22 protein-coding genes are annotated in these 26,894 nt (G+C 62.2%); 14 read left to right on the top strand and 8 right to left on the bottom strand.

Features of this window, described 5'->3' with window-relative positions:
* Nucleotides 1-872: 872 nt before the first annotated feature.
* Genes ygfZ through WKV53_RS08650 form a run of 3 tightly spaced genes read right to left on the bottom strand, consistent with a single transcriptional unit; the run spans nucleotide 873 to nucleotide 3,381 of the window.
* Nucleotides 873-1,703, bottom strand: coding sequence for a CAF17-like 4Fe-4S cluster assembly/insertion protein YgfZ (ygfZ, locus tag WKV53_RS08660; RefSeq protein WP_341404175.1), 831 nt, complete (start codon nucleotides 1,701-1,703; stop codon nucleotides 873-875).
* Nucleotides 1,700-2,545, bottom strand: coding sequence for an NAD(P)-dependent oxidoreductase (locus WKV53_RS08655; RefSeq protein WP_341404174.1), 846 nt, complete (start codon nucleotides 2,543-2,545; stop codon nucleotides 1,700-1,702). The genes ygfZ and WKV53_RS08655 overlap by 4 nt, the downstream gene beginning before the upstream one ends.
* Nucleotides 2,542-3,381, bottom strand: coding sequence for a hypothetical protein (locus WKV53_RS08650; protein WP_341404173.1), 840 nt, complete (start codon nucleotides 3,379-3,381; stop codon nucleotides 2,542-2,544). Before WKV53_RS08650 ends, WKV53_RS08655 begins: the two co-directional genes overlap by 4 nt.
* Before the next feature lie 181 nt (nucleotides 3,382-3,562).
* Between WKV53_RS08650 and WKV53_RS08645 the strand changes: the two genes are divergently transcribed.
* The 6 genes from WKV53_RS08645 to WKV53_RS08620 all read left to right on the top strand — a co-directional run bounded on the left by WKV53_RS08645 (nucleotide 3,563) and on the right by WKV53_RS08620 (nucleotide 8,520).
* Nucleotides 3,563-5,071, top strand: a complete 1,509-nt coding sequence (locus WKV53_RS08645) for a cellulose synthase family protein (protein ID WP_341404172.1) — start codon at nucleotides 3,563-3,565, stop codon at nucleotides 5,069-5,071.
* A 47-nt stretch (nucleotides 5,072-5,118) separates the two neighbouring features.
* A complete protein-coding gene (locus tag WKV53_RS08640; RefSeq protein WP_341404171.1) occupies nucleotides 5,119-5,709 on the top strand; it encodes a L,D-transpeptidase family protein in 591 nt (196 codons plus the stop codon).
* A 106-nt stretch (nucleotides 5,710-5,815) separates the two neighbouring features.
* Entirely contained in the window at nucleotides 5,816-6,079 is a 264-nt protein-coding gene (rpsT, locus tag WKV53_RS08635) for a 30S ribosomal protein S20 (protein WP_341404170.1), read from the top strand.
* A gap of 75 nt (nucleotides 6,080-6,154) precedes the next feature.
* Nucleotides 6,155-6,391, top strand: coding sequence for a hypothetical protein (locus WKV53_RS08630; protein ID WP_341404169.1), 237 nt, complete (start codon nucleotides 6,155-6,157; stop codon nucleotides 6,389-6,391).
* Between the two features lie 121 nt (nucleotides 6,392-6,512).
* Nucleotides 6,513-6,935 carry a hypothetical protein gene (locus WKV53_RS08625; protein ID WP_341404168.1) on the top strand — a complete coding sequence of 141 codons (423 nt, stop codon included), beginning with the start codon at nucleotides 6,513-6,515 and terminating at the stop codon, nucleotides 6,933-6,935.
* Nucleotides 6,936-7,035: 100 nt separating this feature from the next.
* A complete protein-coding gene (locus WKV53_RS08620) occupies nucleotides 7,036-8,520 on the top strand; it encodes a cryptochrome/photolyase family protein (RefSeq protein ID WP_341404167.1) in 1,485 nt (494 codons plus the stop codon).
* Here the strand turns inward: WKV53_RS08620 and WKV53_RS08615 are convergent.
* Complete coding sequence (locus WKV53_RS08615; RefSeq protein WP_341404166.1) at nucleotides 8,517-9,401, bottom strand: tyrosine recombinase; 885 nt, start codon at nucleotides 9,399-9,401, stop codon at nucleotides 8,517-8,519. The genes WKV53_RS08620 and WKV53_RS08615 overlap by 4 nt on opposite strands.
* 115 nt (nucleotides 9,402-9,516) lie before the next feature.
* On the opposite strand from WKV53_RS08615, the gene WKV53_RS08610 reads away from it, so the two are divergent.
* Nucleotides 9,517-10,503 (top strand): TerC family protein, encoded by a 987-nt coding sequence (locus tag WKV53_RS08610; protein WP_341404165.1) that lies wholly within the window; start codon nucleotides 9,517-9,519, stop codon nucleotides 10,501-10,503.
* A 63-nt stretch (nucleotides 10,504-10,566) separates the two neighbouring features.
* Entirely contained in the window at nucleotides 10,567-11,877 is a 1,311-nt protein-coding gene (locus WKV53_RS08605) for a hemolysin family protein (RefSeq protein ID WP_341404164.1), read from the top strand.
* 9 nt (nucleotides 11,878-11,886) lie between these two features.
* On the opposite strand, the gene WKV53_RS08600 is transcribed toward WKV53_RS08605, so the two are convergent.
* On the bottom strand, nucleotides 11,887-12,687 hold the full coding sequence (locus WKV53_RS08600; RefSeq protein WP_341404163.1) for a TatD family hydrolase: 801 nt from the start codon (nucleotides 12,685-12,687) through the stop codon (nucleotides 11,887-11,889).
* A gap of 11 nt (nucleotides 12,688-12,698) precedes the next feature.
* A complete protein-coding gene (locus tag WKV53_RS08595; protein ID WP_341404162.1) occupies nucleotides 12,699-12,962 on the bottom strand; it encodes a hypothetical protein in 264 nt (87 codons plus the stop codon).
* 101 nt (nucleotides 12,963-13,063) lie between these two features.
* Between WKV53_RS08595 and WKV53_RS08590 the strand changes: the two genes are divergently transcribed.
* From WKV53_RS08590 to WKV53_RS08575, 4 genes are all read left to right on the top strand, one after another.
* A complete protein-coding gene (locus tag WKV53_RS08590) occupies nucleotides 13,064-13,621 on the top strand; it encodes a sigma-70 family RNA polymerase sigma factor (RefSeq protein ID WP_341404161.1) in 558 nt (185 codons plus the stop codon).
* Nucleotides 13,618-14,985, top strand: coding sequence for a FecR family protein (locus WKV53_RS08585; protein WP_341404160.1), 1,368 nt, complete (start codon nucleotides 13,618-13,620; stop codon nucleotides 14,983-14,985). The genes WKV53_RS08590 and WKV53_RS08585 overlap by 4 nt, the downstream gene beginning before the upstream one ends.
* 70 nt (nucleotides 14,986-15,055) lie before the next feature.
* On the top strand, nucleotides 15,056-17,809 hold the full coding sequence (locus tag WKV53_RS08580; RefSeq protein ID WP_341404159.1) for a DUF1549 and DUF1553 domain-containing protein: 2,754 nt from the start codon (nucleotides 15,056-15,058) through the stop codon (nucleotides 17,807-17,809).
* 4 nt (nucleotides 17,810-17,813) lie between these two features.
* Nucleotides 17,814-19,217 carry a DUF1501 domain-containing protein gene (locus WKV53_RS08575; RefSeq protein ID WP_341404158.1) on the top strand — a complete coding sequence of 468 codons (1,404 nt, stop codon included), beginning with the start codon at nucleotides 17,814-17,816 and terminating at the stop codon, nucleotides 19,215-19,217.
* A 2-nt stretch (nucleotides 19,218-19,219) separates the two neighbouring features.
* Here the strand turns inward: WKV53_RS08575 and WKV53_RS08570 are convergent, their stop codons facing one another.
* Complete coding sequence (locus WKV53_RS08570) at nucleotides 19,220-21,928, bottom strand: endonuclease/exonuclease/phosphatase family protein (RefSeq protein WP_341404157.1); 2,709 nt, start codon at nucleotides 21,926-21,928, stop codon at nucleotides 19,220-19,222.
* A 118-nt stretch (nucleotides 21,929-22,046) separates the two neighbouring features.
* Between WKV53_RS08570 and WKV53_RS08565 the strand changes: the two genes are divergently transcribed.
* Together WKV53_RS08565 and WKV53_RS08560 are read left to right on the top strand one after the other, a co-directional pair.
* Complete coding sequence (locus WKV53_RS08565; protein WP_341404156.1) at nucleotides 22,047-22,526, top strand: rhodanese-like domain-containing protein; 480 nt, start codon at nucleotides 22,047-22,049, stop codon at nucleotides 22,524-22,526.
* A 44-nt stretch (nucleotides 22,527-22,570) separates the two neighbouring features.
* Nucleotides 22,571-23,497 (top strand): ThuA domain-containing protein, encoded by a 927-nt coding sequence (locus tag WKV53_RS08560; protein WP_341404155.1) that lies wholly within the window; start codon nucleotides 22,571-22,573, stop codon nucleotides 23,495-23,497.
* A gap of 90 nt (nucleotides 23,498-23,587) precedes the next feature.
* On the opposite strand, the gene carB is transcribed toward WKV53_RS08560, so the two are convergent.
* The gene (carB, locus tag WKV53_RS08555) at nucleotides 23,588-26,878 is read right to left on the bottom strand and encodes a carbamoyl-phosphate synthase large subunit (RefSeq protein WP_341404154.1); all 3,291 of its coding nucleotides are present in this window, start codon (nucleotides 26,876-26,878) and stop codon (nucleotides 23,588-23,590) included.
* Between the last annotated feature and the right edge of the window lie 16 nt (nucleotides 26,879-26,894).

The following is a 26,894-nucleotide window of genomic DNA, read 5'->3' as shown; positions in this document are numbered from 1 at the left end:
ATGACAACGTGCTATCGGGTTGCCCATTGGTTTATCATGCTTCTTTTTGCCGTCCCATGGTCGGCCTTTCTCGTGTGGTGGGGGAGGCGACAGCGTATTCTAACCGAAGCTCATGACGCCGCGCCCGCTCCATAAGTGGAAATCCTTTTGGCTTGGGATCCTGGTCCTGGTGTTCATGGGGTGGGCTTGGGTGCGGTCGATGGGACATCTGGACTGTGTCCTTTGGGCATCAGGAGACGGCACGCGCGAGATCGACCTTCTGCAGGTCGAGGGAGAGGTGAGCTTGTTCTGGGGGAGCAACTACGTGATTCATCCGCGAGGCTTCGAATTTTCCTCAGATGATTTCGGCCTTGGTGGGCCTTGGTTCCCGCGATTTGTGAAATTGGAGACGCCCTTTAATGGGCCTACGATTTCCGTAGCCCACTGGTTCCTCATTCTCCTCTTTCTTTTGCTGTGGCTCGCGTTCCTTTTCTGGCGTGTTAGGATGTAGAAGAAATTAAACCCATGGATTGGTCAGACCCACGTTGCCCGCTTGCCATCACAACCGACGCAGTGGCCTCGGGATCCAAGAGTGTTCTTTTGGTCATTCATGAGGAGGGGCACGGAGGCTGGCAGTTCATGGATGGCGGGGACGTGAGTGGAATGAAGCCGCATGTGATTTCCAAAGACGACTTACTAAAGCTCGATTCGACATTGGCGGAGGTCACTGATCTTCCTGTCGATTGGGAGGCTCGCCGAAGCAGCGCATCATCCCCTTGGATGAGGGGGCGGCGGGAACAAGACAGGCTGTGAGGCGGCGTCCCTTGAAGAGGCATTGGGGAGCATAGCGTTGACGTGTCGACGGGACGTCGACACCCCTTAGGCGCTTCGCGTTAGACGAAGCCGAGGACGCGAGCGGTGCCGTGGTCGGGGAGGGTGAGCTCGCCGGCTTCGAAGGCGGATTTTTCGAGGTAGCCGAGGGCGGTGTGGAGGCCGCTTTCGTTGGGCCAGGGGGCGATGCTGGTGAGCTTGCCGGCGGGCTTGCCATCGAGTTCCAAGGGGGAGCCGGGCGTGGTGTCGGGCTCGACTAACAGGGCGGCGAGGCGGCGGTTCACCTTGCCGACGGTCTTGAGGCGGGAGAGGACCTCTTGGCCGATGTAGCAGCCCTTGTGGTAGCAGATGGAGGTCTTATCGAGGCCGGCTTCGGGGGGGAGCATGCCGGGGGTGAGCTCGGCACCCCATTTCGGGAGGCGGGACTGGATGCGGCGGGTTTCGGCTTCGCCTTCGGTGATGATTTCCAGTTCCGGGAGCGAGCCGGTGGGGAGCCAGAGGTCGAAACCATCGGGGCCGATGCGGCGGGCGTGGCGGACGATGCCGCCGTCGAAGGATGGGGCGTCGATGGTGTCGACCACGTGGACGAGCTGCCACTCGTCCGAGATGTCGTGGATTTCGGCGTCGTCGGCGATGAGGTAGCGGCCGAGGCGGGCTTCGAGTTCCTCGCGCTGTTCGGCGGGGCCTTCGACCCATGGCGAGCCGTCGGCTCCGCGGAAGACGTGGACGAAGGCCTGGAGCTTGCCCTTGGCATCGGTGACGCAGGCGGGCAGGGCGGTTTCGCCGAGGTTGCGGACGTCCTGGGAGACTTGGCCGTTGAGGTAGCGCTCGGCATCGGGCCCGCGGAAGGCGAGCAGGCAGCGCGTTTCCGGGGCGAGGCTGCGGAACTTCACGGCTGGGACTGGACGTAAGGAGCGGCTAAGGCCGAGTAATCGCGGTCGGCGAGGCCCTGGTCGCAGAGTTCCTGCATGCGCTGGGAAACGGCGCGGATGGCCGGGGTTTCCAGCCCGGCTTCGCCAGCGAGCTCGAGGACGTAGCGGCTGTCCTTGAGCATGTTGGAGAGCGAGAAGTGGGTGTCGAACTCGCCCTTGGCCATGGTGGGGAGTTTCATGTTCGCGAGCACCGAGCCGCAGGCATTGAGCGAGACGGCGTGGGTCAGGGCCTCGGGGGTGATGCCGTGACTGGTGGCGGTGGCCAGTGATTCCGCCAAGGCTTGGACCGTGCAGGCGGAGATCAGATTGGTGACCAGCTTCATGATGGTGGCCGTGCCCGCGGCACCGCAGCGGAGGACCGTTTTGCCGGAGCGAAGGAGCACCGGTTCGACGCGGTCGATCAGTTCGTCCGGGCCGCCGGCATAGTAGACCAGTGCGCCTGCGGCGGCGGCTTCACGGCTGCCGGTGAAGGGGGCATCAAGGAAGCCGATGCCACGGGCGGCGCACTCGTCGGCCAGCCAGCGGGTGGTGGCGAGGTCGATGGTGGCGTGATTCACCAACACGCGCTCGCGCGGTGGCGCGGCGAAAATCCGGGCGGCGACTTCCCGCGTGGCGACGGCGTCTTTCAGGAAGAGGACCACCAGACCAGCGTCGGCGATTGCTTCTTCCACGCTGGCGGCCTCGTTCGGGAGGCCTTTCGGGGTGCGGTTCCAGGTTTTCACCGGGCCCGCTTTTGCGAGATGCCCGGCGACGCGGGAGCCGATGATGCCGAGGCCGAGAACGGCAATGGTTTCGAAACTCATTGTCCTTCGTCGCGCTTGAGGGCGAGCTCGGCGAGCTTGGCCGCCTGCTTGGTGATTTCGGCGATCTTCGGCTGGGTGACCTTTTCACCCTCGGGGAGCGTCATTTCCGTGCGCAGGCCGGCGAAAAGATCACGCATTTCCAAGAAGCTCGGGCGTTCCGAGATCCGCGGATTCAGGCCGCCAACGACCGCCGAGTAGTAGTCGGCGATGTCCTCGCGCATGACGAACTTGGCGCGCTCCTCGCTGAACTGGTTTTCCACCGCGGAGGAGGAAACCTGAAGGGCGCGGATCCAGCCACCCATCGAGATGAGGTGGGCGAGATCGGCATCGCGAAGGGTCACGAGCTCCAGCTCGACGTCCTTCTGGGTGGCGGAGAGTTCCTTCTTCAGCTGGGCGACCTCCTGCTTGCGGGCGCTTTCCAGCAGGCTGGCAGCGTGGCGGTTCACGCGCTCGCCGGCACCGAGGGCCTTGCCGTAGCGGGTCAGGTCGGCGGCGAGCTTCTCGACCTTGCCGAGTTCGCCGGCCTGGACGACGAGGAAACCGTCGGCGATCAGGAACCCGAGTTCGACGGCGAGATCGGCGCGATCGAGAGGGGTATTGGTCGGGGTTTCGCGCTGGAATTTCAGGATCGGCAGCGGCGCGAGAGCCTCCAGGGATTCGAAAATCTTGGCGATGGATGGCGCGGTGAACTCGTTGATGGCGAGTTCCTCGCGGACATGGGCGTCTTCCAGGAGGTCAGCCGGGATGTCCGGCTTTCCCCCTTCTTGGGCGGTCGCCGGCAGGCAGGCCATGATGGCTCCGAGAGCGGCAGCAAACGACGGGCGGGAAAGGATCACGGAAGAAATGCTGCCATCGGACCGTATTTCCCGCAACCGGCAATGCGGCGCCGGAAATCAAACGAGGTTGGCGACTTCCCGGCTTGACTTGTCCGGGCGGCCATGTTGGCCTCCGGCCTGCCCGGAATGCCTCTATTTCAAGCGCTTGGCACCGCCGCGCTTTACCCAATACCCGAGCCACATGGACCTCTCTTCTCCTCTTTGGTACGCTTCCTACATCCTCGTGCTGGTCGGCCTTGCCGGCTACGGCTTTCACCGCCTGTGCATCGTTTACTTGTATGCCCGGCATGCTTGGAAAAAGCCTGAGCCCAAGGAGCTGTTTCAGGAACTGCCGCTGGTGACCATCCAGCTGCCGGTTTTCAATGAGATGCACGTGGTGGACCGCCTGCTCGATTCCGTCTCGAAGCTGGATTACCCGCAGGACAAGCTGCAGATCCAGGTGCTGGACGACTCGACCGACGAGACCACGGAAATCTGCCGTCTCGGCGTGGAGCGCCTCCGGGCCCAGGGCTTCGACGCGGAAATGATCCACCGCACCGACCGCACGGGCTACAAGGCCGGTGCGCTCGAGCACGGCACCCAATTCGCCAAGGGCGAGCTGCTTTTCATCCTGGATGCCGACTTCGTCCCGAACGCGGACGTGCTCCAGAAGACGGTGCACTATTTCACCGACGAGAAGATCGGCATGATCCAGACCCGCTGGGGTCACCTCAACCGGACCTTCAACGTGCTGACCCGCGTGCAGGCAATGTTCCTGGACGGTCACCTGGAACTGGAGCAGACCGCCCGCAACCGCAGCGGCCGCTTCTTCACCTTCAACGGCACCGCCGGTATCTGGCGGAAGGGCTGCATCGCCGACGCCGGTGGCTGGGAGCACGACACGCTCACCGAGGACATGGACCTCAGCTACCGCGCCCAGCTGAAGGGCTGGCGCTTCATTTTCCTCAATGACGTGGAAACCCCGGCCGAGCTGCCGGTGGACATGGACGGCTTCAAGAGCCAGCAGCACCGCTGGACCAAGGGCTCGATTCAGGTGTGCAAGAAGGTCCTGCCAGCGATCTGGAAGGCCAAGGTTCCGCTCTACATCAAGATGGAGGCCACGGCGCACCTGACCTCGAACTTCGCCTACCTGATGCTGATCTGCCTGTGCTTCCTGATTTACCCGAATCAGCAGGCGGCTCCGGATTTCGGCGCGTGGACGACCTACATCGTCAATGTCCCGATCTTCTTCTTCGCCTCCGTCTCGGTGGTGGTCTTCTACATCACCGCCCAGCGCGCCCTGCGCCCGGGTGCCTGGTGGAAGGAGCTGCCTTACCTGCCGCTGCTGCTCGCGCTCGGCATCGGGATGTCGATCAACAATGCCAAGGCGGTGCTTGAGGCTATTTTCAATCACCAGACCGGATTCGTCCGCACGCCCAAGTACGGCATCGGCCAGAAGGCCAAGAGCGACTGGAAGAAGAGCAGCTACAAGGCGATGAAGACCCTCACGCCGGTGATCGAGCTGCTGTTCGGCTTCTTCTTCCTGTTCGTGGTGGTCGAGGCGGCGATGAAGGGCCGCCTGGCATCCGCAATTCTTCTACTTCCCTTCCCCGTCGGTTTCTTCTACACTTCGCTATCGTCATTGGCACGCTTGCTGCCCTCCGGTCGCGTCGCCTTGGACTCCACTGCCGATAACTCCAAGGAAAACTAGAAGCACCCATGATCTGGCGAAATCTCCGTTCCGCCCTACCTCTTGTATTGTCCCTTCCCGCTGCTCTGCTGCTGAATAGCTGCGGGAGTGCCAATAAGGACAGTCGTAACCAAATGATCGTCAGTGTGACGGATCAGCGATTGCTGCTCGTCCACGACGGCAAACCGGTTAAATCCTACAAGGTCTCCACGTCCAAGTTCGGCATCGGCTCGGAACGTAACAGCAACCGCACGCCGCTCGGGAGGATGGAAATCGCCCGCAAGATCGGCGAGGGCGCCCCGACGGGCATGGTTTTCAAGAGCCGCCGGGCGACCGGTGAGATCGTGAAGCCGAATGCCCCCGGTCGCGACGCGATCGTCAGCCGCATCATGTGGCTGAACGGGACCGAGGATTACAATCGCAACACTTACGGGCGTTGCGTCTACATCCACGGCACCCCTGAAGAATGGCGGCTGGGCACCCCGGCGTCCTACGGCTGCATCCGGATGGGAATGAAGGATGTGGTGGATCTTTACGAACGGGTAGGCGAGGGAGCGGAGGTTCGCGTGATGCGCGGACCGCTGGTCGATACCTCGGCTGGCCAAGAATACGTGAGCAAGCACTCGAGCGAGCAATCGCTCGGTGTGGCACAAAGGTGAGTCCCACCCGAGATACAAGCTTGACGGGGGCGCTTTGATTCCTACATTGCCGCCCCCGCGCGACCCGGATCGCGCCTGAACCGTCCGTCTGAACTTTTTTCCGAAAATGGCCAATCACAAGTCCGCCCTCAAGCGCGTCCGCCAGACCAAGGTCCGCACCGAGCGCAATCGCGCCCGCAAGCTGACCATCAAGACGCTCCGCAAGAAGACCCTCGCCGCCGTTGCCGCTGCTGACAAGCCGGCCGCCGGTCAATCGCTTGCCGAGTTCTCCTCCGCTGTGGACAAGGCCGCCAAGAAGGGCCTCATTCACAAGAACAAGGCGGCCAACCTGAAGAGCAAGGCCGCCAAGGCCCTTGCCACCATCGCCTGAACTTCCGCTACCGGACGGTTTTGAAATCCTGAAGCGGCTCCGGGCACCGGTGCCGCTTCTGTTTTTTGTAACCCCATGTCCACCCCAACCCCGGATCCCGATTCCCGCGAGGCGAAAGCCGCCCGGATTGCCGCCAACCCCGCTGCCTACAAGGTTTGCGAGGGATGCGACTCGATCGTCGGCAGCGGCGTCGTCCTCTGCCCGAACTGCCACAGCTACCGGTTTGATGCCACGCCGGAGAGCGTCCGGCGGCAGGCCCTGGCCCTCGGCTCGCGCGAACAAACCTCGGTGACGGCCGGGGATTTGAGCTGATTCCGGGGATTTTGAAAGATTTCCAGCAAAACGACAATTTCCCGGGAACAAAACCGGCCTTGTCGGGTTCTCAAACAAGGCCGAACGGCCACCGATTCCACATCAACCCACCACAGCATCCATGAAACTGCTACTCAGCTCGTTTGTCGCGCTCTTCTGTTGCGCCCCGCTTGCCTTCGCCGGTGACTGCGAAAAGTGCAAGGACAAGGACAAGAAGGAAGAGACCACCCTCGCCGACTGCGAGAAGTGCAAGGGTAAGGACAAGGAAGAAGACCCTGCCATCGCTGGTGACTGCGAGAAGTGCAAGGACAAGGAAAAGGAAGAAGGCACCCTCGCCGATTGCGAGAAGTGCAAGGATAAGGACAAGAAGGAAGATCCTGCCATCGCCGGTGACTGCGAGAAGTGCAAGGACAAGGAAAAGGAAGAAGGCACCCTCGCCGATTGCGAGAAGTGCAAGGACAAGGACAAGAAGGAAGATCCTGCCATCGCCGGCGACTGCGAGAAGTGCAAGGACAAGGAGAAGGAAGAGGGCACCCTCGCCTGATCGTCCGCTTCAGAATCGAATTTCCCGAGCCGCCGGATTTCCGGCGGCTTTTTTGTGCCCGCGTCGCTCGACAGGTGAGGGCACCTTTCCATGGTTCGCCATGATCACGGTCGGCCTTGTCTATCCCAACCAACTCTTTGGACGCCATCCGGCTTGGCGTGAGGGGCAACTGACGTTGCTGATCGAGGATCCGCTGTTCTTTGGAAACGACCCGCACTGGCCGCTCGGGGTCCACAAGCAGCGGCTGGTGCTGCACCGTGCGTCGATGAAGGCCTGGGCGACGGGGAAGAAGGACGTTCGCTACGTCGAAGTTCCGTCCGGAGCAGACCTTGATTCGACGGGGGTATTGGAAAAGGCGGTGCCGAAGAATGTGGAGTGCTTGGAAGTCGTCGATCCGATGGATGATGTGTTGCTACGGCGGATCCGTCGCTTCGCCGCGAGCCGCAGGATCGAATTGGTGGTGCATCCCACGCCGAACTTGGTGACGCCGCCGGATTTTCTCGAGAAGCACACGGGGGGTGGCCGGAAGAAGCCTTTCATGGCGAGCTTCTACCAAGAGCAGCGCCAACGCATGGGCATTCTCGTCGAAGCCGAGGGCTCGCCCGTTGGTGGTCACTGGTCTTTCGATGTGGAGAACCGGCAGCGATTTCCTGAAGACCATCTCGCCCCGATTGAGCCGAAGACGAGGCAGAACGAGCATGTGAAGGCGGCGATCGAGTGGGTGGAGGGCCGTTTTCCGGACAATCCCGGACGCTCCGATTCGTTCGGCTATCCGGTGACCCGTCGCGATGCCTTGGCGTGGCTGGATCGTTTCCTTGCCGAGCGTTTTGAGGACTTCGGAGCCTATGAAGATGCCTTGTCGCGGAATCATCGCGTGCTTTTTCACTCGGTGCTGACGCCAGCGCTGAATATCGGCCTGCTCGATCCCAGGGAAATTGTGGAACGAGTCTTGGAATACGCCACGCGACATCAGGTGCCGATGAACTCACTGGAGGGTTTCATTCGCCAGATCATCGGCTGGCGTGAATTCATGGCCGGCATCTACCGTTACCGAGGGGTGGAGATCCGGAACGGCAACTTCTGGAAACACGACCGGCCGATGCCGCGCGCCTTCTATGAGGGCAAGACCGGCATCCCGCCGGTGGACGACACGATCCGCCGGGTGCTCGACCACGGATGGTGCCATCACATCGAGCGGCTGATGGTCATGGGGAACTTCATGCTCCTCTGCCGTATCCGGCCAGACGATGTCTACCGGTGGTTCATGGAGCTATTCGTGGATGCCTACGACTGGGTGATGGTGCCGAATGTCTATGGCATGTCGCAATTCGCGGACGGCGGGACCTTTACCACCAAGCCCTACTTGAGCGGCTCGAACTACATCCGGAAGATGTCGTTCTATCCCAAGGGGGAATGGTGCGACACATGGGACGCCCTGTTCTGGTGCTTCATCGGCGATCACCTGAAGTTCTTCGACTCGAACCCGCGGCTGTCGATGATGGCGCGGACGTGGGAGAAGCTCCCGGCGGCGAAGAAAGAAGCGCATCACTCCCGGGCCACGGCCTTCTTGGAAGGGCTCGCTTAGCCGCGAGGGTGGAACTTCTTGTGCACGGCTTTCAACCGCGTGCCGTCTACGTGGGTGTAGATCTGGGTGGTGGCGATGTCGGCGTGGCCGAGCAGTTCCTGGATCACCCGGAGGTCGGCTCCGCCTTCCAAGAGGTGGGTGGCGAAGGAGTGGCGCAGCAGGTGGGGGTAGACGTTTTGATCGATGCCGGCCATGGCGGCGCGCTCCTTCACGACCTGCCTCACGCGGTCCGGGGAAAGCCTGGAGCCGCGGACGCTGAGGAAGATTTCCGAGCCGGTGCGTTTTTTCACGAGGGTGGGGCGCTCGTTGCGGAGGTAATCTTCGAGGGCTTCTTCCGCGCGCTGGCCGACGGGGACGAGGCGGGTTTTCGAGCCCTTGCCGGTGACGCGGATGAAGTGCTCTACCGAATCGAGGAACTCGAGACGGGCGGAGCAGATTTCCGACAGCCGCAGGCCGGAGGAGTAGAAGAGCTCGAGGATCGCGAGATCGCGGCGGCCGAGGGTCTGCGTGGGGTCGATGGATTCGAGGAGCTTGCGGATGTCCGCGGAGTGGAGCGTTTCCGGGAGTGATTTTTCCGGCCGCGGGGAGAGCAGGGGCTCGGCGGGATCCATGGGCAGCTTGCCGCGACTGACGAGCCAGCGGAAGAAGACCTTGAGATGCACAGTGGCGATTCTCAGCGACGAGGCGGCAAGGCCGGCGGCCTTCCTCTCGGCGAGGAAGGCGGCGAGTTCGTCGGTGCCCACGTCGGCGAGTGGCAGGCTGCGCTTGCGGAGATGGGCCGCGAGCGCATCGAGCGTCTGTTGCACGGAGAGCTGATAGGCGGACGAGAGCCCGCGCTCGGTCGCCAGATACAGGATGAATCCTTCAGCCTCTGCCTCCACGGGGGGAAGCTGCCAGATCCTGCGACTTCTGGCGAGGGTTCAGCGGGTGACTTGGAAAATCGCATCCGGCTTTCCAATTGCTCCAATGCGTGGGTCACCGTTGGATTGATGGTTCATGCCTGAGATACCTGTCAGCTGGTGGATAGCCTTCAATGCGTTCGTGATTTTCATGCTGGCGCTCGACCTCGGCGTCTTCAATCGGAAGGCGCATGTGGTGAAGGTGAAGGAGGCGCTTGGCTGGACCGCGGTGTGGATCGTCTTCGCGATGATCTTCAACGGCTGGGTGTGGTGGAAGCTGGGAGCGAAGGCGGGTGAGGAGTTCTTCGCGGGCTACCTGTTGGAAAAGTCGCTGTCGGTGGACAATGTCTTCGTCTTCGCGGTGATCTTCTCCTTCTTCAAGGTGCCGCGTGAGTACCAGCACAAGGTGTTGTTCTGGGGCATCTTCGGAGCGTTGGCCTTGCGCGCGATCATGATCGCGGGCGGAGCGGCGCTGATCACGAGTGCGGCTTGGATCATCTATTTCTTCGCCGCCTGGCTGGTCTATACCGGGATCAAGATGTTCTCCCACGATGACGATTCCGTGGACCCGGGGAAGAGCATCGCGGTGCGATTGCTGAAACGCATGATGCCGATGACCCAGAGCTACGTCGGCTCGAAGTTTCTCGTGAAGCAGGACGGCAAGTGGTTCGCGACACCTTTGCTCGCGGTGCTCCTTTGCGTGGAAGTGACGGACGTGATTTTCGCGGTCGATTCGATTCCAGCGATCTTCGCGATCACGACGGACACGTTCATCGTCTATACCTCGAACGTCTTCGCGATCCTCGGACTGCGGGCGTTGTATTTCGCGATCGCGGGCATTCTGCCGTACTTCCATTATCTGAAGCACGGGCTGGGAGTGATCCTGATCTTCGTGGGTGTGAAAATGTCGCTGGCCCATACCCCATGGAAGATCGACATGCACGTCTCGCTGGGGGTGATCGTCGGCGTGCTGGTGATTTCGGTCATCGCCTCGATCATCCACCGGAAACGCCATCCCTTGCCGCCGGCCGAAACGCCTGAGGAGGCGGTGGAAGCTGAGATTGCGGAGAAGGAAAAGGAATGATGCTTGCTTGCAGGAAAGCAGGGATGAAATGCTTCCCTGCCTCCTTCAGGTAACCACTCGAAAATGTTTGCTCTCTTTGAAATTGCGCTGATCCTGGTGCTGCTGGTCTGCAACGGGGTCTTTGCGATGACCGAAATCGCCATCGTCTCGTCGCGCCGGGCCGTGCTTCAGGCGCGGGCCGATGCCGGTGGCAAGGGTGCCGCACGGGCGCTGAAGCTCGGGGAGTCGCCGAATCAGTTCCTGTCCACGGTCCAGATCGGCATCACCCTGGTCACTCTCATCAACGGTGCTTTCGGTGGTGCCAGTCTTGGTCTCCGCCTTTCGGAGTGGCTCAAGCCGTTCGGTATCTTCGGGAATTTCACCGAGGAAATTTCGATGGCGGTGGTGATGTCCTTGCTGACCTATGTGTCGATCGTCGTGGGCGAGTTGGTGCCGAAGCGGCTGGCCATGCAATACGCGGAGAGCATCGCGAGCATCATGTCCTTGCCAATGGCCTGGCTGTCGAAGGTTTCGTCCCCGTTCGTAAGGCTGCTCTCGTGGTCCACGAGCAAGCTGCTTTGCTTGTTTGGCGTGAAGGAGAGCGAGGAATCGAAGCTTTCCCGCGAGGAAATGAACGTGCTGATCCGCGAGGGCATGGTGGCCGGCGGGGTGGATCGCAATGAGTCGCGGATGATGGAAGGCGTGCTCGGGTTCGAGAAGCTCGATGTCTACGACATCATGATCCCGCGTCCCAAGATGGTGTGGATTGATCGCGAGGAAAGCCATGCCCAGGTCTGGCCGCGGATCGTGAAGAGCACGCAGGGCGTGTTTCCGGTCTATCAGGGGCAGCGCGACAATCTGGTCGGCGTGGTCTCGGTGAAGGACTGCTACGCGCAGCTCGCCGCGGGGATCGAGGTGAAGTTCCAGAACCTGATGCAGCCGCCGCTGCTGGTGCCGGAGGTGCAGAAGGCGAGTCTCCTGTTAGAAGACTTCCGCCGCACGGGGCATCATGCGGCGTTCGTGGTGGACGAATTTGGCGGAGTGATCGGGATGGTGACTCTGATCGATTTGATGGAGGCGATTGTCGGCGACGTGCCGTCGAAGGAAGAGCGGCTCACGATGCCGATCAAGCAGCGCAAGGATGGCTCGTGGCTGATCGACGGGCTGTTCGAGATCGAGAAGCTGGATGCCTTCCTCAAGGGCTTCGCTCCACCGGATGGGGCGGGCGACGAGTATCAGACGCTGGCGGGCTGGTTTTCCCAGCGCCTCTCGCGTGTGCCGACCGAGGGCGACGAGATCGAAGAGCACGGCTGGCGCTTCGAGATCATGGACATGGACGGCATCCGCGTGGACAAGGTGCTGGCGACGCGGGTTCCGGCGAAGCCGAAGAAGTGAAACGCGAGGCTACAGCTTGAAGTTCGGCGACTGGCTGAGGAAGCGCTTCGGATTTTCGTAAAGCACGCGCTCGATATCCTCGGCGGAGTGCTTGCGGCGCTTCATTTCAAAGCCGCATTTCACGACGGCCAAGGGATCGGAGACACCCCAATCGCAGGCGGAGTTCAGCCACAGCCGGTCGCTGTCGCAGGTCTCCAGCATGTCGATCGCGCGGTTCGGCGTGCACTTGCTTTCCGGGTAGAGGGTCATGCCGGCCCAGTAGCCCTGCTCTTGTACGAGGTTCACCGTATGTTCCTCGACGTGGTCGATGATGACCTTGCCGCGGTTGAGCTTCGAGAATGAGGCGAGTGCGTCGAGGATCAGCTTGGTGCCCTTGAGCTTGTCCTCGAGGTGGGGGGTGTGGATCAGGATCGGCAGGTCGTGATCGAGCGCGAGCTGGACGTGCTCCTCGAAGATCGCGAGCTCGCTCTTGGTGTTCTTGTTCAGGCCGATCTCGCCGATGCCGAGCACGGTGGGCTGCTTGAGGAACTCGGGGATGATGGCCATCACCTCGCGGGCGAAGACGGCGTCCTCGGCTTCCTTCGGGTTGATGCACAGCCAGCAGAAATGGGGGATGCCGTATTTCGCGGCTCGCTTCGGCTCATACTCGGTGAGCTGACGGTAGTAGTCGTAGAATCCCTGCGGCGAGGAGCGGTCGAAGCCGGCCCAGAAGGCGGGCTCACAGAGGGCGGCGCAACCGGCGAGGGCGAGCTTTTCATAGTCATCCGTCGTGCGGCTGACCATGTGGGCGTGGGGCTCGATGTATTTCATGGAAATCTGTCTCAGGCTTGGGGAGCGCCGAAGGCACCCTGGAAGGTGGCCTTTTCTGCCGGTTCAGTGGAATGGTCGGAGAGCGCCTCGAGGACGGCTTTGGCCCGGCCGGGTTGGTCGGAAAGAAGGATGGGGATTGCCTTTTTCAGGCCATCGAAGCGGAAATCCGCCTCTCCCGGGTGCCTCTCGATGCGATCGAGGAAGGCGGCGATATCGAGCAACTTGTACCGCGCGTCCATGAAATGGAGGTCGAGGATGTCCTTCTTCGTGGGCATGGGTGAATTCTACGGCGGCAAATTGCGATTCCCAGCGGGAAAGCGTGGCAGCAGGGCAATCTAAACCTTTCCGGGGAGGCCGACATCCTCTCAAGTAGGGGATGATGAACGCGTCCCAAAATCCGGACGAGGGCGAAGTCTCCGAAGCTTTCGTCAGCGAGCTGACCAACCACCAGACAGCCATGCTGGCCTTTATCCGTGCCCTGATGCCGGGGTCCTCCGGCGCCCGCGACCTGCTGCAGGAGGTGAACATCATCCTGTGGCAAAAGCGCGCCCAGTTCGAGCCCGGGACCAGCTTCAAGGCGTGGGCGTTTCAAGTGACCCGCTACCACCTCATGAACCACCGGCGGCGGCTGGCCTCGAAGGGCTGGCTGATCTTCGACGATGACCTGGTAGAGCGCATTTCCCCGGCGCTGGAAGCGGATCCGGAGGAGCTGGAATCCCGGCACCAGGCGCTGCACCTCTGTCTTTCCAAGCTCCGGCCGAAGGATCGCGACCTGCTCCAGCATCGCTACGCCAGCGGTGCGCCGCTCAATGATTACGCCAAGGTCATCAATCGCAGCGCTGGCACGCTCAAGGCCACGCTTTTCAATCTCCGCAGCTCGCTCCGGAAGTGCATCGAACGGCGCTTCCACGAACAGGGCATTCCTCTTCCATGAATCTCAATGACCAGCAGCTCGTCGCGGCGGCCTTCGACGGGGCGCTCGATAAGGCCAGCTTCCGCCGCCTGCAAGAGCGGCTGGGGAAGGATCCGGCGCTGTTAGCCCTCTATCGTGAGCACGCGATGCTGCATCATTCGTTGTGCGAGGAATTCGAGGGCAGCCAGATGCTCGGCTACAGCGTGCCATCCTCGGTGGCGCGGACTCCGCGCTGGGTGCCGGTGCTGGCGGCGTGCGCGGTGGCGGTGGCCGCTATCTTCTTCGCCTGGCAGTGGCTGAAGCCTTCGCGGCCTGCGCCGGTGATGGCTGGCTGTGCGTTTTCCGCGGATGCGATCGTCAAGGTGGACGACCGGCAGGCGCTCAATGGCTCGGGCTTTGCGGTGGGGTCGCGGCTTTCGGTCGAGCGGGGATGGGTACGGCTGAATCTTCCGATGAAAGCAATCGCGCTGGTCGAGGCGCCGGCGTCGGTGGTCTTCGAATCGGATGGCGTGCTGCGCTTCGAGAGTGGTCGTGGGCGTCTTCACGGCCCGGAAGGCGGGAGGGGATTCACGGTGAAGACTGGCTCGCTGACGGCAGTCGATCACGGGACGGACTTCGGTGTCGTGAGTCGTCCCGGTGCCGCCGACGAGCTTCACGTTTTCTCCGGTGAGGTGGCGGTGAATGCGGTCACGGGAACGGCCAAGGCAGTGCTGCATGCCAAGGAGGCCGCGAAGGTCGACAGTGCGGGGGCGCTGCAACGGATGCCGGCCCGGGAGGAGGACTTCGAGTCGATCACGCCGGAGCTGCGGGTTTTGTTGGAAGATCGCTTCGATACGGGCGGCCCGATCAATGATCGCCAGCCGGTTGCCGGGATCAGCCGCTGGCGCTTGGACAAGGGGGCGCCGGTAATCAAGGACGGCCACCTCGAGGGCACGGGTTTCGAGGCTTTTTACACGCTGCCGATGGATGGGCTCACGGCTTCGCGGCCGGTGTTGCTGGTGACGGTGGAGACCGTGGCTTCGCCGTCGTTTCATACGGAGCAGTGGTCGGGTGTCAGCCTCTATCAGGAGGGGTATGAGCATTGCTTCTTCGGCGATTGCTTCGGACCCGAGGAGACGTGGTCGCTGGATATGAAGCGCCGCTTGGTGCCGGTGCCGACGGAACCCCGCCTTACGGGAGCGCAGACGATCACGCTTCGCTATGATCGGCGCGATGGCACGATCGAGCTGCATCAAGGGGCGAGCGCGGGGAATCATCCGCTGGTGCGGAAGACGATCCAGTCGGGCCTTTCGTTCGATCAAATCCGGATCGGTGCGGGCGATGGTGCAACCTTGGCCGTGGCGAAAATCAGTGTCCGCGCCATCCAGGAGCCGCCGCTGCGCTAAGTTTGGAGGTGGCGAAACTGCGCGGTGGTGAAAGATTTCACCGGGGGATATCGTCCCGCCTGTCGAACTGATGCGTGCACCCGTCATCCTGCTGGCCTTGCTTTCCTGCGCTTCCGCGGCGGAGAAGCATTGGGCCTATGTGGCACCGGTGAAGGCGGAGGTGGCGGGGAATCCGGTGGATGCGCTGCTGGAGCGGGCCTGGGAACACGCGAAGCTGAAGCCAGCATCGCTCGCGGCACCGCACCAGTGGCTGGAGCGGGCGGCATTCACGGTCACGGGGTTGCCGCCGTCGGACGAGCAGCTGAAGCGGATCGAGGCGAATCCGGACGAGGCGACTTGGAAGGCGTTGGTCGATGAACTGCTCGCGAGTCCAGCCTATGGGGAGCGCTGGGCGAGGCACTGGATGGATGTGGCGCGTTATGCCGACACGCGCGGGTATAATTTCGACCAGGATAATCGCTACCCGTTCGCCTACACTTATCGGAATTGGCTGATCAAAGCCTTCAACGAGGATTTGCCGTACGACCGCTTCGTGAAGTTGCAAATCGCAGCGGATCAGATGGTGGATCGGCCGGATCATCCGGATCTTGCGGCGCTGGGGTTTCTGACCGTGGGTCTGCGTGGCGGGCCGGTGGAGACGATCGATGACCGGGTGGATGTGGTAAGCCGCGGCTTTCTTTCCAGCACTGTTTCGTGCGCGCGTTGCCACGATCACAAGTTTGATCCGATCACGATGCGAGATTACTACTCGCTCTACTCGATTTTCGACAATACCGACGAACCGGATAACAAGCCGGTGATTGGGAAGGCGGACAACGAGGCTGAGTTTCAAGCCTATCAGGCGGAGGCGGCGAAGTTGGAGGAGAAGGATCTGGCCGTGCGGCAAGAACTCGTCAACCACGTGCGCTCGAAGGAGGCTCTGCCGAATTACCTCGAACTCGCGTGGCGGGCGCGGAAGGAGGATTGGAATCATGGCAAGGCCACGAGCGAGGGCTTCAAACGCGGCCGGCTTCGTCCCAATGCCTTGATGCGGTGGAAGGATTTTCTTGGCGAGAATGCCGGTGGTGAGCGTGTGAAGCGCTGGCTCGGGGAGATGGATGCGGCGGCGGATGACAATGCGCGCAAGGTGCTCTGTGAGGCGCTTGCGGGTGAATGGCTCGCTGCGGGTGAGGGGAGTGAACTCGCGCAGCTTTCCTCGAAGGATGGCTGTCCGCTGAAGTACGGCGTGGATCGTATTTCGGAATTCATGGACGTGGAGGATGGCAATCAGCGCCGTGCCCGCGTTGGCGCGATGAGCAAGCTGATGGCGGATCATCCCGGTTCGCCGCCGCGTGCGATGAGCCTGGGCGACAAGAAGCAGTGGGGGCAGGCGGTGATTTTCGAGCGTGGGAATCCGGCGAATCGTGGCGCGACCTTTGACCGCCAGTGGCTGTCGTTCCTGGGTGGTGGCCCGTATTCGGAAGGTGAGAGCCCGCGGCTTTCGCTGGCGGAGAAGATTACGGATCCAGCGAATCCGCTGACGGCGCGGGTGATCGTGAATCGCGTGTGGGCGTGGCATTTCGGTGCGCCGCTGGCGGAGCCGGGTGATTTCGGGATGCAGACGCCACGGCCGGAGTTGTTAGAGCTGCTCGATACGCTGGCGGTGAGTTTTCAGGAGAAGGGACAATCGCTGAAGGAGCTGGACCGGCTGTTGCTGACGTCGAAGGCCTTCAGGCTTTCGGCTGAAGGTTCGCGCGAGAATGACAAGATCGACGAGGCGAACACGAAGTTCTGGAAGTGGAATCGCCGGCGTCTCGACTTCGAGACGATGCGGGATCATGTGCTGGCCACGAGCGGGGCGCTCGACACGAGTCGCACCGGTGGGCGCTCGGTGAATCTCGACAAGTCTTCGTCGGATGCGCGGCGGAGCATCTACGCGTTCGTGGATCGCTATGCCTTGCCCGGCACCTTTGTGTCGTTCGACTTGCCGCACCCGGATCATCACAGCCCGAAGCGGGTGGAAACGTCGGTGCCGCAGCAGGCGCTGTATTTCCTCAATGGGCGGATGGTGATCCGGCAGGCGGAGCGGGTGGCGAATGACGCTGCGTTCAAGGCTCAGCCTGATGACCGGGCGAAGGTGCTGTGGATCTATCAGAGATTGTTCCAGCGGGTGCCGGCGGAGGACGAGATTCGCGCCGCGCAGGAATGGGTCGAGAGTGCGAATCCAGCGGACTACGCACCTAAGCTCGGTGGCTATTGGGAAGTCCGCCATGCGCCGGACACCGGTGCACCGACGGATGATCTGAGCACTTTCCCGATGTTTGCGAACGATGTTTGGAAGACAGGTCCGGATGTTTCGACTGCGCCGATCCGCTGGCTCAATGTAGGGGCCGATGGCGGCCATGCCGGGGCGCATCACGCGATGGTTCTGCGCTGGCGGGCCACAGGGTCCGGGCAGGTGAAGATGACCGCGCACCTCAAGCGCAATCAGAAGGGTGGGGACACCCTGGCGTGGCGCATCGATGGCAAGGGCAAGCCGCTCGCCGAGGCGAAGATTTCGCCGGAAGCTTCTGTCGATGTCGCAGGCACCTGGATCGACGTGAAACCGGGAGATACGATTGATTTCGTACTTCGTGCTCCGGATGGAGATGCCTGCGGGAGCGTGAACTGGACGTTCGTCATTGAAGGCCGGGAAAGCGAGTCGCAGCCAGTGATGGAGGTCGGGAATTTCGCCAAGCAGTTTCCGAAGTCCAATGACCCTGCACCCGGTGCGCAGCCGGCGAATCCATGGGCGGACCTGGTGCAGATGCTCTGGGCATCGAACGAGTTTCACTTTGTCGACTGAGATCATGTCCCATCACCGCATCACCGCTTCCGATGTCGTTCTCGATCGCCGCGAATTCTTGCAGCGGTGCGGGATGGGCTTCGGTGCGATGGCGCTGGGAGGTTTGATGGAAGCGGGTGCCGCGCCAGCACCCCATTTCGCGCCGAAGGCGAAGCGGGTGATCCATCTTTTCATGAACGGCGGTCCGTCGCAGGTGGACACCTTCGACCCGAAGCCGAAGTTGCAGGAGTTTCATGGCAAGTCGATGCCACTCGATGGCTTGAAGACCGAGCGGCCGACGGGTGCGGCACTGCGTTCGCCGTTTTCGTTCAAGAAGTATGGGGAGAGCGGACTGGAGGTCAGTGAGCTGTTCGAGCACACCGCGCAGCATGCGGATGACTTGTGCGTGGTGAGGTCGATGACGGCGGATGTGCCGAATCACGAGCCGTCGTTGATGCTGATGAATTGCGGTGACGGGCGCTTGTCGCGGCCTTCGATGGGTTCGTGGATCAGCTATGGTCTCGGCAGTGAGAACGAGAACCTGCCGTCCTACGTGGCGCTGTGTCCGGGTGGGATGCCGATCAAGCGCGCGGAGAACTGGCGCTCCGCATTCTTGCCGGGGAATTTCCAAGGCACCTACCTCGACAGCTCGATCGAAGATGTGAACCGGATGATCGAGAACCTGCGAAATCCCTCGGCACGCGACAGCCGGCAGGCGCGGCAGATCGATTTCCTGAGGAAGATCAACGAGCGCCATCTTGATTCGCGTGGTCATGATCCGCAGCTTGAGGCGAGGATCCGGAGCTTCGAGCTGGCGTATCGGATGCAGAGTGAGGCGACGGATGCCTTTGATGTGACGAAGGAGCCGCAGCATGTGCGCGACATGTATGGGCCGGGCTCCTTTGCCAGGCAGTGCCTGATGGCGCGGCGGTTGGTCGAGCGCGGGGTGCGGTTTATCCAGCTATGGCATGGCGATGGCCAGCCGTGGGATAGTCACGACGACATTGAGGATCACCGCCGCTTGGCGAAGGAGTGTGATCAGGGGATCGGTGCCTTGCTTGCGGATTTGAAGATGCGCGGCTTGCTGGATGAGACGCTGGTCCTGTGGGGCGGCGAGTTTGGCCGCACGCCGGCGGTCGAGCTGCCGCAAGCTGGGTCTAACAAAGGCGTGATGAAGGGGCGCGATCACAATCACTATGGCTTCACCGTGTGGATGGCCGGTGGTGGGGTGAAGGGCGGCCACGTTTATGGTGCGACTGACGACTTCGGCTACAAGGCGGTTGAGAAGCCAGTGCACGTCCATGACTTGCATGCGACGATGCTCCAGCTGTTAGGATTCGATCACGAGAAGCTTACCTACCACTACTCGGGCCGGGATTTCCGGCTGACGGACGTGCATGGGAAAGTGGTGAGCGACCTTTTGGCGTGACCTTATGGTCCGACTTTCACGCGGAAGAACATCGCCGGATCCGCCGTGGGCAGGGTCACGGCAATGGTTTGTCCGGCACCGGGATGAGTGGAGAGCGTGCTCCAGGCGGTGAGGTTGGTGCTCTTCTCCACCGTGTAGGTGATGCCATTGGCTCCCGGAAAGCTCAGGGTGAGTCCGCCCGAGTGAGAGAGGATGGGGCGGAAGATCGAGGAGGCATTGAAGGGGTTCGTGCCGAAGGCGAGTTCGTCGGCGTCGGACTGGCCATCATTGTCGTCGTCGGGATCGAGGCTGTTGGCGATGCCGTCGCCATCGAAGTCGCCGTCGGAGATACCGGTGACGCTGAGGTTGTCGATGGCGAGGCCTTGGGAGGGAAGCGTGGGCAGAACGAAGCTTTGTCCTTGGTTCGGTTGGCCGGGGGAGTGGGCGACGCCGGTGAACTTCTGCCAAGTGAAGTCGGCCCTGTTTCCGCCGGTGCCGGTGCGGCCGAGCGCGGATTGTCCGGCAGTTTCGGTGCCGACCTGGCTCACACCGATATTGGTGGAAGTCATGCCGCTGGCGGGGCCGTTGGTGGCAGCGAATGATCCTTCGTAGGAAATGAATTCCTGAACCGTTCCGCCTGCAACGACGGCCATTCCATCGATATCATTCTGAATGCCGGAGATGAGCTTTGAGAAGAGCCGATGGCCTGACGCGGTCGTCGTGCCGAGGGTGAAGGTATCGAGAGTATGGGTGGCGTAGGTGACACCGCCGGTGCCATTGTAGAGCACGAGCGAGATGCCCGAGAGTGCACCCGAGTAACCGGGTCCCACGGCGATTTCGACGAACTCGCCGGTATCGGTGCTCGCGTTGTCGTAGTGGAACTCGTTCACGAAGACATCCGAAGGCAGGGCGCCGCTGCCTGCCCCCGGTGTGAAGGCGACTCGCAACTCGAAAGAAGCATCTGCTGGAATTGAAAGTCCCGAGAGACTTGCGGACTTCGCGGTCGTCAGCCCTCCGGTGATCGGGCCGGTTGGCTGGGATTGGCTGGCGACGTGGGAAAGGCCGGGTAGCGGGAAGGTTTGCCCGTCGAAGAATACGGATGCGCTCAGGCTGTCCGCTGCGCCATTGAGGGCGGCTCGCCATTGCTCGACATCGAAGCCGATTTGCAGGCCGGTGAGTGGTGCGCCGGATTGATTGACGAAGGTAGCGGTGGCGGTGGTGCCGGTGCCGGTGCCGGTGCCATTCGGCAAGATGCCGAGGGATCCATCCGTGCCGCTGCCGTAGGAGCGCAGTCCGCTTGTGATGGAGGTGCCGCTGTCGCTGCCGCGCCAGGTGAGACCACCGGAGGTAGTCCACGGGGCGGGATCGTGGGTGCCGTCGAAGGTGGTGAATTTCTCGGTGACCGGCTGGCCTGCGGAGGCGATGATGTAGGGGCCATCCACGTCGTTGAGTTGGAGCACGGCGCTATCCGGATCGTAGGCGGAGGCGGTAGCTGTGAACGTGATGCTGCGCTGTGGATCGGTGATGAAGTTCCGGGGAGCGTGAACGCCAGTGCTTCCGCTGAGGCTGCCTGCCGGGATGATGATGGTGGGTGAGACGGGCGTGGCGCCGGGGTCATCCGAGGAAAGCGCGACGGTCACTGCGCTTGCCCGGGTGGCAGGCAGGGTGACGGTGAGCGTGGCGGCGCCGTCTGGTTGGCCTTCATTAAGCGTGGAAGGCGAGAGTGTGAGATCGAGATTGGGAGAATCGGAGTCCAACTCCAGATCGGCAAAGACTGCGTAGTGATCGGATGCTGCGGCGCTGGCGCCTGCTGCCAGGGGAGAGCCTGCCTTCGGCAAGCCGACGCTGTTAGAAGTGTCGAGGGTCGAGTTGTAGACCTCACTGTCCACCGGCCTGCCGGCGATGGCGGGTGAGACCATAATGAGGTCGATGGCCGATCCGCTTTGAAAGGTGGCTGTGGAGCCGTTGACCTGGCGCAGGTCGAGCTTCGTCACCGAAGGGGTGGTGAAATAGGAGAGCGGATTGGTCGAGTAGGTGAGGGGGAAGGGAATGTCGTCGCCCAAGTCGTAGCTGGCCGGCATGTCGGCCGGGAAGGCATTGTAGGTGGCGTTGGACGACGACAGGTTGAAGTCGCCCATGATGATGTAGTTGTCGTCGTTGGTCAGGCCGAGGGCCCCGAGGTGGCCGGCCAGTCGCTTGAATTCGACGGCGCGGCGGAACTTGTCCGCGGCGGCGGTGCCGGATTTCAAGTGGGCGGAAATGAGGAGCAGGTCGCGAGTGGTGCCGGGGACATCGACTTTCACGACGGGGTCCAAGCGAGTGAGTTCCCTCGCACCTTCCGGCGAGCGCACGGCGCTGGTGGTGATGAATGGAAAGCGAGAGAGGAAGACGACCCGCAGGGTGGTATCGATCGGTCCGGTCAGCGGCGGGGCGGAGGCGGTGGGCGCGGTGTAGATGTAGGGGTAGCCCAGACTGGCAGCCAAGGCGTCGAGGTCGTCCGGGGCGCCGGAGACGTCCGCGGAGGCGATTTCCTGGAGGGCGACCACGTCGGCATCGATGCGGTCGAGCACGTCGCGGACGTTGTCGTGATCGGCGGTGCCGGGGTCGCCGAGGCTGTAGTCGGGGAAGCCTTCGGCGGTGAAGTGCGCGCCGATGTTGTAGGTCGCGACGCGGATCTCCACGGCGGCAGCCGGGATCGTCAGGGCGAGCAGCAAGGGGAGGGTTTTTCGCACGGTAGCGGCGGAACGTAGCAGAACCGGTGCCGCCGACCATTCGGGAAAATGCGGGCATTTCTGCCACCATGGAGAATCCGCCTTTGCGGGGGACGGGAAGACGCGCTGGAATCCCGCCATGAAATCGCTCGTCGCCGTTGGCGTCGTCCTTATCGCTGCTTGTCAGGACAAAGCACCGGCACCCGTGACGGCGGTGCCGCCGGTTGCCGCGAAGCCGTCGGCGGCTCCCGCCAAGCCCGCGACACCTGCCGTGAAGGCCGGCAAGCTGACGGTGATGAGCATGGCGACCTTCTTTCCTCGGCAGCAGGCGGGTACGGTCCTCATCTACGATGCGCGGCCGGGATTCGTCGCGGGTTTCGGAGAGATTCCCGGGTCGATCTCATGGCCGCGGCATGAGTTCGACAAACGTCTTTCCCAGAGCGAGACCGAGATGCGGGCGGCGAAGGCGGCGGGGAAGCCGGTGGTGATTTATTGCACGGATGCCGGGTGCCCGGACGCGCGTGCGGTGGCGGAGAAGGTGGCCGCGAAGGGTTATGACGTGGCGATTCTCGAGGGCGGGTTCGCGGCTTGGAAAGAGGCTGGGTTGCCGACGGAGTGAGACCTTGAAATGCGTCGGGAGTTCGCCGTGTATGGTGAACTCCGATGCTGAAAAACTCGCGTTTCTTGTTTGTCGCCCTCGGCTGCGTGGCCGCGGCTACCCTTGCATTTGTGACCCCGAGCCTGGCTGAGCCTGCAAAGGCTGAGGCTGTGGTGAAAAAGAAAATCGTCTTCGTGGCGGGAGTTCCGAGCCATGGGCCGGGTGAGCACGAGCATCGCGCCGGGTGCATGCTATTGGCCGAGGACTTGAACAAGAGCGGGCTGCCGGTGGAGGCGGTGGTGGTGACTGATGGCTGGCCGAAGGACGAGTCGGTCTTCGATGGGGCTGCGGCGGTGGTGTTTTATGCGGATGGCGGTGACGGTCATCCGGCGATCAAGCATTTGCCGAAGCTCCGGCAGATTGCGGATGCGGGCACGGGGATTGGTTGCATTCACTACGCCGTGGAGATCCCGAAGGGGGAGCCGGGGAATGCCTTCCTTGATTTGATCGGTGGGTATTTCGAAGGTGGCTGGTCGGTGAATCCGGAGTGGGATGCGTCCTTCAAGCCAGCGAAACATGAGATCAGCCGCGGGATCGGTGACTTCAAGATTCGCGACGAGTGGTACTACCACATGCGCTTCCGTGAGAAGATGGATGAGGTGACGCCGATCCTCAGTGACTTGCCTGGGCCGGAGACCTTGTCGCGGCCGGATGGGTTTCATTCGGGCAATCCGGAGGTGCGCAAGGCCGTGTTAGAGCGCAAGGAGCCGCAGCATGTAATGTGGGCGTTCGAGCACGAGGCGAAGGGTGGGAAGGTGCGTGCCTTTGGGTTTTCCGGCGGGCACTTTCACAAGAACTGGCAGAATGATGATCACCGGGGGATCGTGCTCAATGCGATCGCTTGGATTGCGAAGGTGGAGGTACCGGAGAAGGGAGTGCCGAGCAAGACGCCGACGGATGAGGAGATGAAGGCGAATTTGGATAAGAAGTAAGATCCGTAAATCAAAAGCCCGGCACGTAGTGCCGGGCTTCTATGAGATGTCCCGTTGGGACATTTGAGAATGTGAGGAAGTGGGAGGGTATCAATGATACTCTTGGATGCTCTTCACCGTCATCTCCTGTTCCTTCAGCGAACGGATCGCTTTCACGGACGCGCGGGCGGCGGCCATGTTGGTGCAGTAGGAGATCTTGTTCGCGACGGCGCCGCTGCGGATCTTCACTTCGTCCTCGCGGGCGGAGTGTCCGCTGGGGGTGTTGATGATGAAGTGGATGTCGCGGTTCTTCATCATGTCGATGATGTGCGGGCGGCGGCCTTCGCTGAGCTTGTAGAGGCGATGGCAGGGGATGCTCTCGGCTTGCAGGCGATCGCAGGTGCCGCCGGTGGCGTAGATCTCGAAGCCGAGGGCGACGAGTTCGCGGGCGACTTCCATCGCGGCCGGCTTGTCGCGGTCGGAGATGGAGAGGAAGACATTGCCCTTGGTCGGGAGCGGGTTGAAGGAGCTGGTCTGGGCCTTGGCGTAGGCCATGCCCCAGTCGGCGTCGATGCCCATGACCTCACCGGTCGAGCGCATCTCGGGGCCGAGGACGATGTCGATGCCGGGGAAGCGGTTCCACGGGAAGACGGCTTCCTTCACGGAGAAGTGAGTCGGGATGACGGTCTCGGTGAAGCCGAGCTCGGTGAGGGTCTTGCCGACCATGATCTGTGCGGCATACTTCGCGAGTGGGACGCCGGTGGCCTTGCTGACGAAGGGTACGGTGCGGGAAGCACGCGGGTTGACCTCGATGACGTAGAGTTGCTCGTCCTTCACGGCGAACTGGATGTTCATCAGGCCCTTCACGTTCAACTCGCGGGCGAGTTCCTTCGCGGCGCGGGTGATCTCGGACTTGATCTCGTCGGAGAGCGAGTGAGCGGGGATACAGCAAGCAGAGTCGCCGGAGTGAATGCCGGCCTGCTCGATGTGCTCCATGATCGCACCTACGACGGACATCGTACCATCGGAAATGCAGTCGACGTCCACTTCGGTGGCGGCTTCGAGGAAGCGGTCGACGAGCACCGGGCGGTCCGGCGAGACATCGACGGCTTCGCGCATGTACCTGCGCAGCTCGTTTTCCTCATAGACGATCATCATGGCGCGACCGCCGAGGACGAAGGACGGGCGGACGAGGACCGGGTAGCCGATGCGCTTGGCGATGGCGGCGGCTTCATCTTCCGAAACGGCGGTGCCGGCTTCGGCTTGCTTGAGGCCGATCTTGTCGAGCAGCGCGGAGAAGTGCTTGCGGTCTTCGGCGAGCTCGATGCTTTCCGGCGAGGTGCCGATGATCGGCACGCCGTGGCGCTTGAGATCGGCGGCGAGGTTGAGCGGCGTCTGGCCACCGAACTGGACGATCACGCCGTCCGGTTTTTCCTGGTCGCAGATATTGAGCACGTCCTCGAGCGTGAGCGGCTCGAAGAACAGCTTGTCCGAGGTGTCGTAGTCGGTGGAGACGGTCTCGGGGTTCGAGTTCACCATGATGGTCTCGTAGCCGAGTTCCTTCAGGGCGAAGGCGGCGTGGACGCAGCAGTAGTCGAACTCGATGCCTTGGCCGATGCGGTTCGGGCCGCCACCGAGGATGATGATCTTCTTCTTGTCGCTGTCGCGGGCTTCGTTTTCGTCGCCATAGGTGGAGTAGAAGTAAGGCGTGTAGGCCTCGAACTCCGCGGCGCAGGTATCAACGAGGCGATAGGTCGGGATGATGCCGCGGGCCTTGCGTTCGGCGCGGACGGTGTCCTCGGTCGGGATGTCGACCACGGCACCCTCGGGCTCGGCGCGCGGTGGCGCTCCGGCGGGCTGATCCTTTTCGCCGTGGATGGAGGCGTCATGGATGGCTGGCGAATGCGCGCGGGCCATGGCGATCTGGCGGTCGGAGAAGCCGAGACGCTTGGCATCCTTCAGGTCGAGCGTGGCGAGGTTCTTGCCCTCGTCGGCGATCTCCTTGAGGTGATGGAGGAACCATGGGTCGATGGCGGTCGTTTCGAAGACCTCATCGATGGTCCAGCCGTTGAGGAAAGCGGTCTGCAGCCAGAAGATGCGCTCGGCATTCGGCACGGCGAGCTTGGTTTCGATCTCCTCGCGGGTGGCGCCGTGGACATCCTTCTTGTCGAAGCCGAAGCCCCAGCGGCCGGTCTCGAGCGAGCGGAGCGCCTTCTGCATCGACTCCTTGAAGGTGCGGCCGATCGACATGGCCTCGCCGACCGACTTCATGGAAGTGGTCAGGACCTGATTGGCGGTCGGGAACTTCTCGAAGGTGAAGCGCGGGACCTTGGTGACCACGTAGTCGATGGTCGGCTCAAAGGAGGCCGGGGTCTCGCGGGTGATGTCGTTTGGCAGTTCGCCGAGCGTGTAGCCGACGGCGAGCTTGGCGGCGATCTTGGCGATCGGGAAGCCGGTGGCCTTCGAGGCGAGAGCGGACGAGCGCGACACGCGCGGGTTCATCTCGATCACGATCATGCGGCCGGTCTTCGGGTCGATGGCGAACTGGATGTTAGATCCGCCGGTTTCCACGCCGATCTCGCGGATGACCGCGAAAGAGGCATCGCGCATGATCTGATACTCGCGGTCGGTCAGCGTCTGGATGGGCGCGACGGTGATCGAGTCACCGGTGTGGACGCCCATAGGGTCGATGTTCTCGATCGAGCAGATGACCACGCAGTTGTCGGCCTTGTCGCGCATGACCTCCATTTCGAATTCCTTCCAGCCGAGAAGGGATTCATCGATGAGGACTTCGGAAACGGGGGACAGGTCGAGGCCGCGGAAGATGATTTCCTCGTATTCCTCGCGGTTGTAGGCGATGCCGCCGCCTTGGCCGCCGAGGGTGAAGGCGGGACGGATGATGAGCGGGAAGGTTCCGATCTCCTCGGCCACTTTCCTGGCTTCCTCCATCGTGTGGGCGATGCCGGAGCGAGGCATATCGAGGCCGATCCGGATCATGGCCTCCTTGAAAAGCTGGCGGTCCTCGCCCTTGTCGATCGCTTCCGGCTTCGCGCCGATCATCCGGACGTTGTGCTTTTCCAGCACGCCGGCCTTGTGAAGGGACATCGAGGTATTCAGCGCCGTCTGGCCGCCGAGGGTTGGGAGCAGGGCATCCGGCTTCTCGCGGATGATGATCTTTTCCACCACTTCCGGCGTGATCGGCTCGATGTAGGTCCGGTGGGCGAACTCCGGATCGGTCATGATCGTGGCCGGATTGGAGTTCACCAGCACCACCTCGTAGCCTTCCTCACGCAGCGCCTTGCAGGCCTGGACCCCGGAATAGTCGAATTCGCAGCCTTGGCCGATGACGATGGGACCGGAGCCGATGACGAGAATTTTGCGGATCGAGGTATCTTTGGGCATGGCGGGACGAGGTTAG

Origin of the sequence: Luteolibacter sp. Y139 (assembly GCF_038066715.1) — a bacterium.
GTDB classification, from domain to species: Bacteria; Verrucomicrobiota; Verrucomicrobiia; order Verrucomicrobiales; family Akkermansiaceae; genus Haloferula; species Haloferula soli.
Note: the sequence above shows the minus strand (reverse complement) of the source record. Positions and strands in the feature narration are given on the sequence as shown.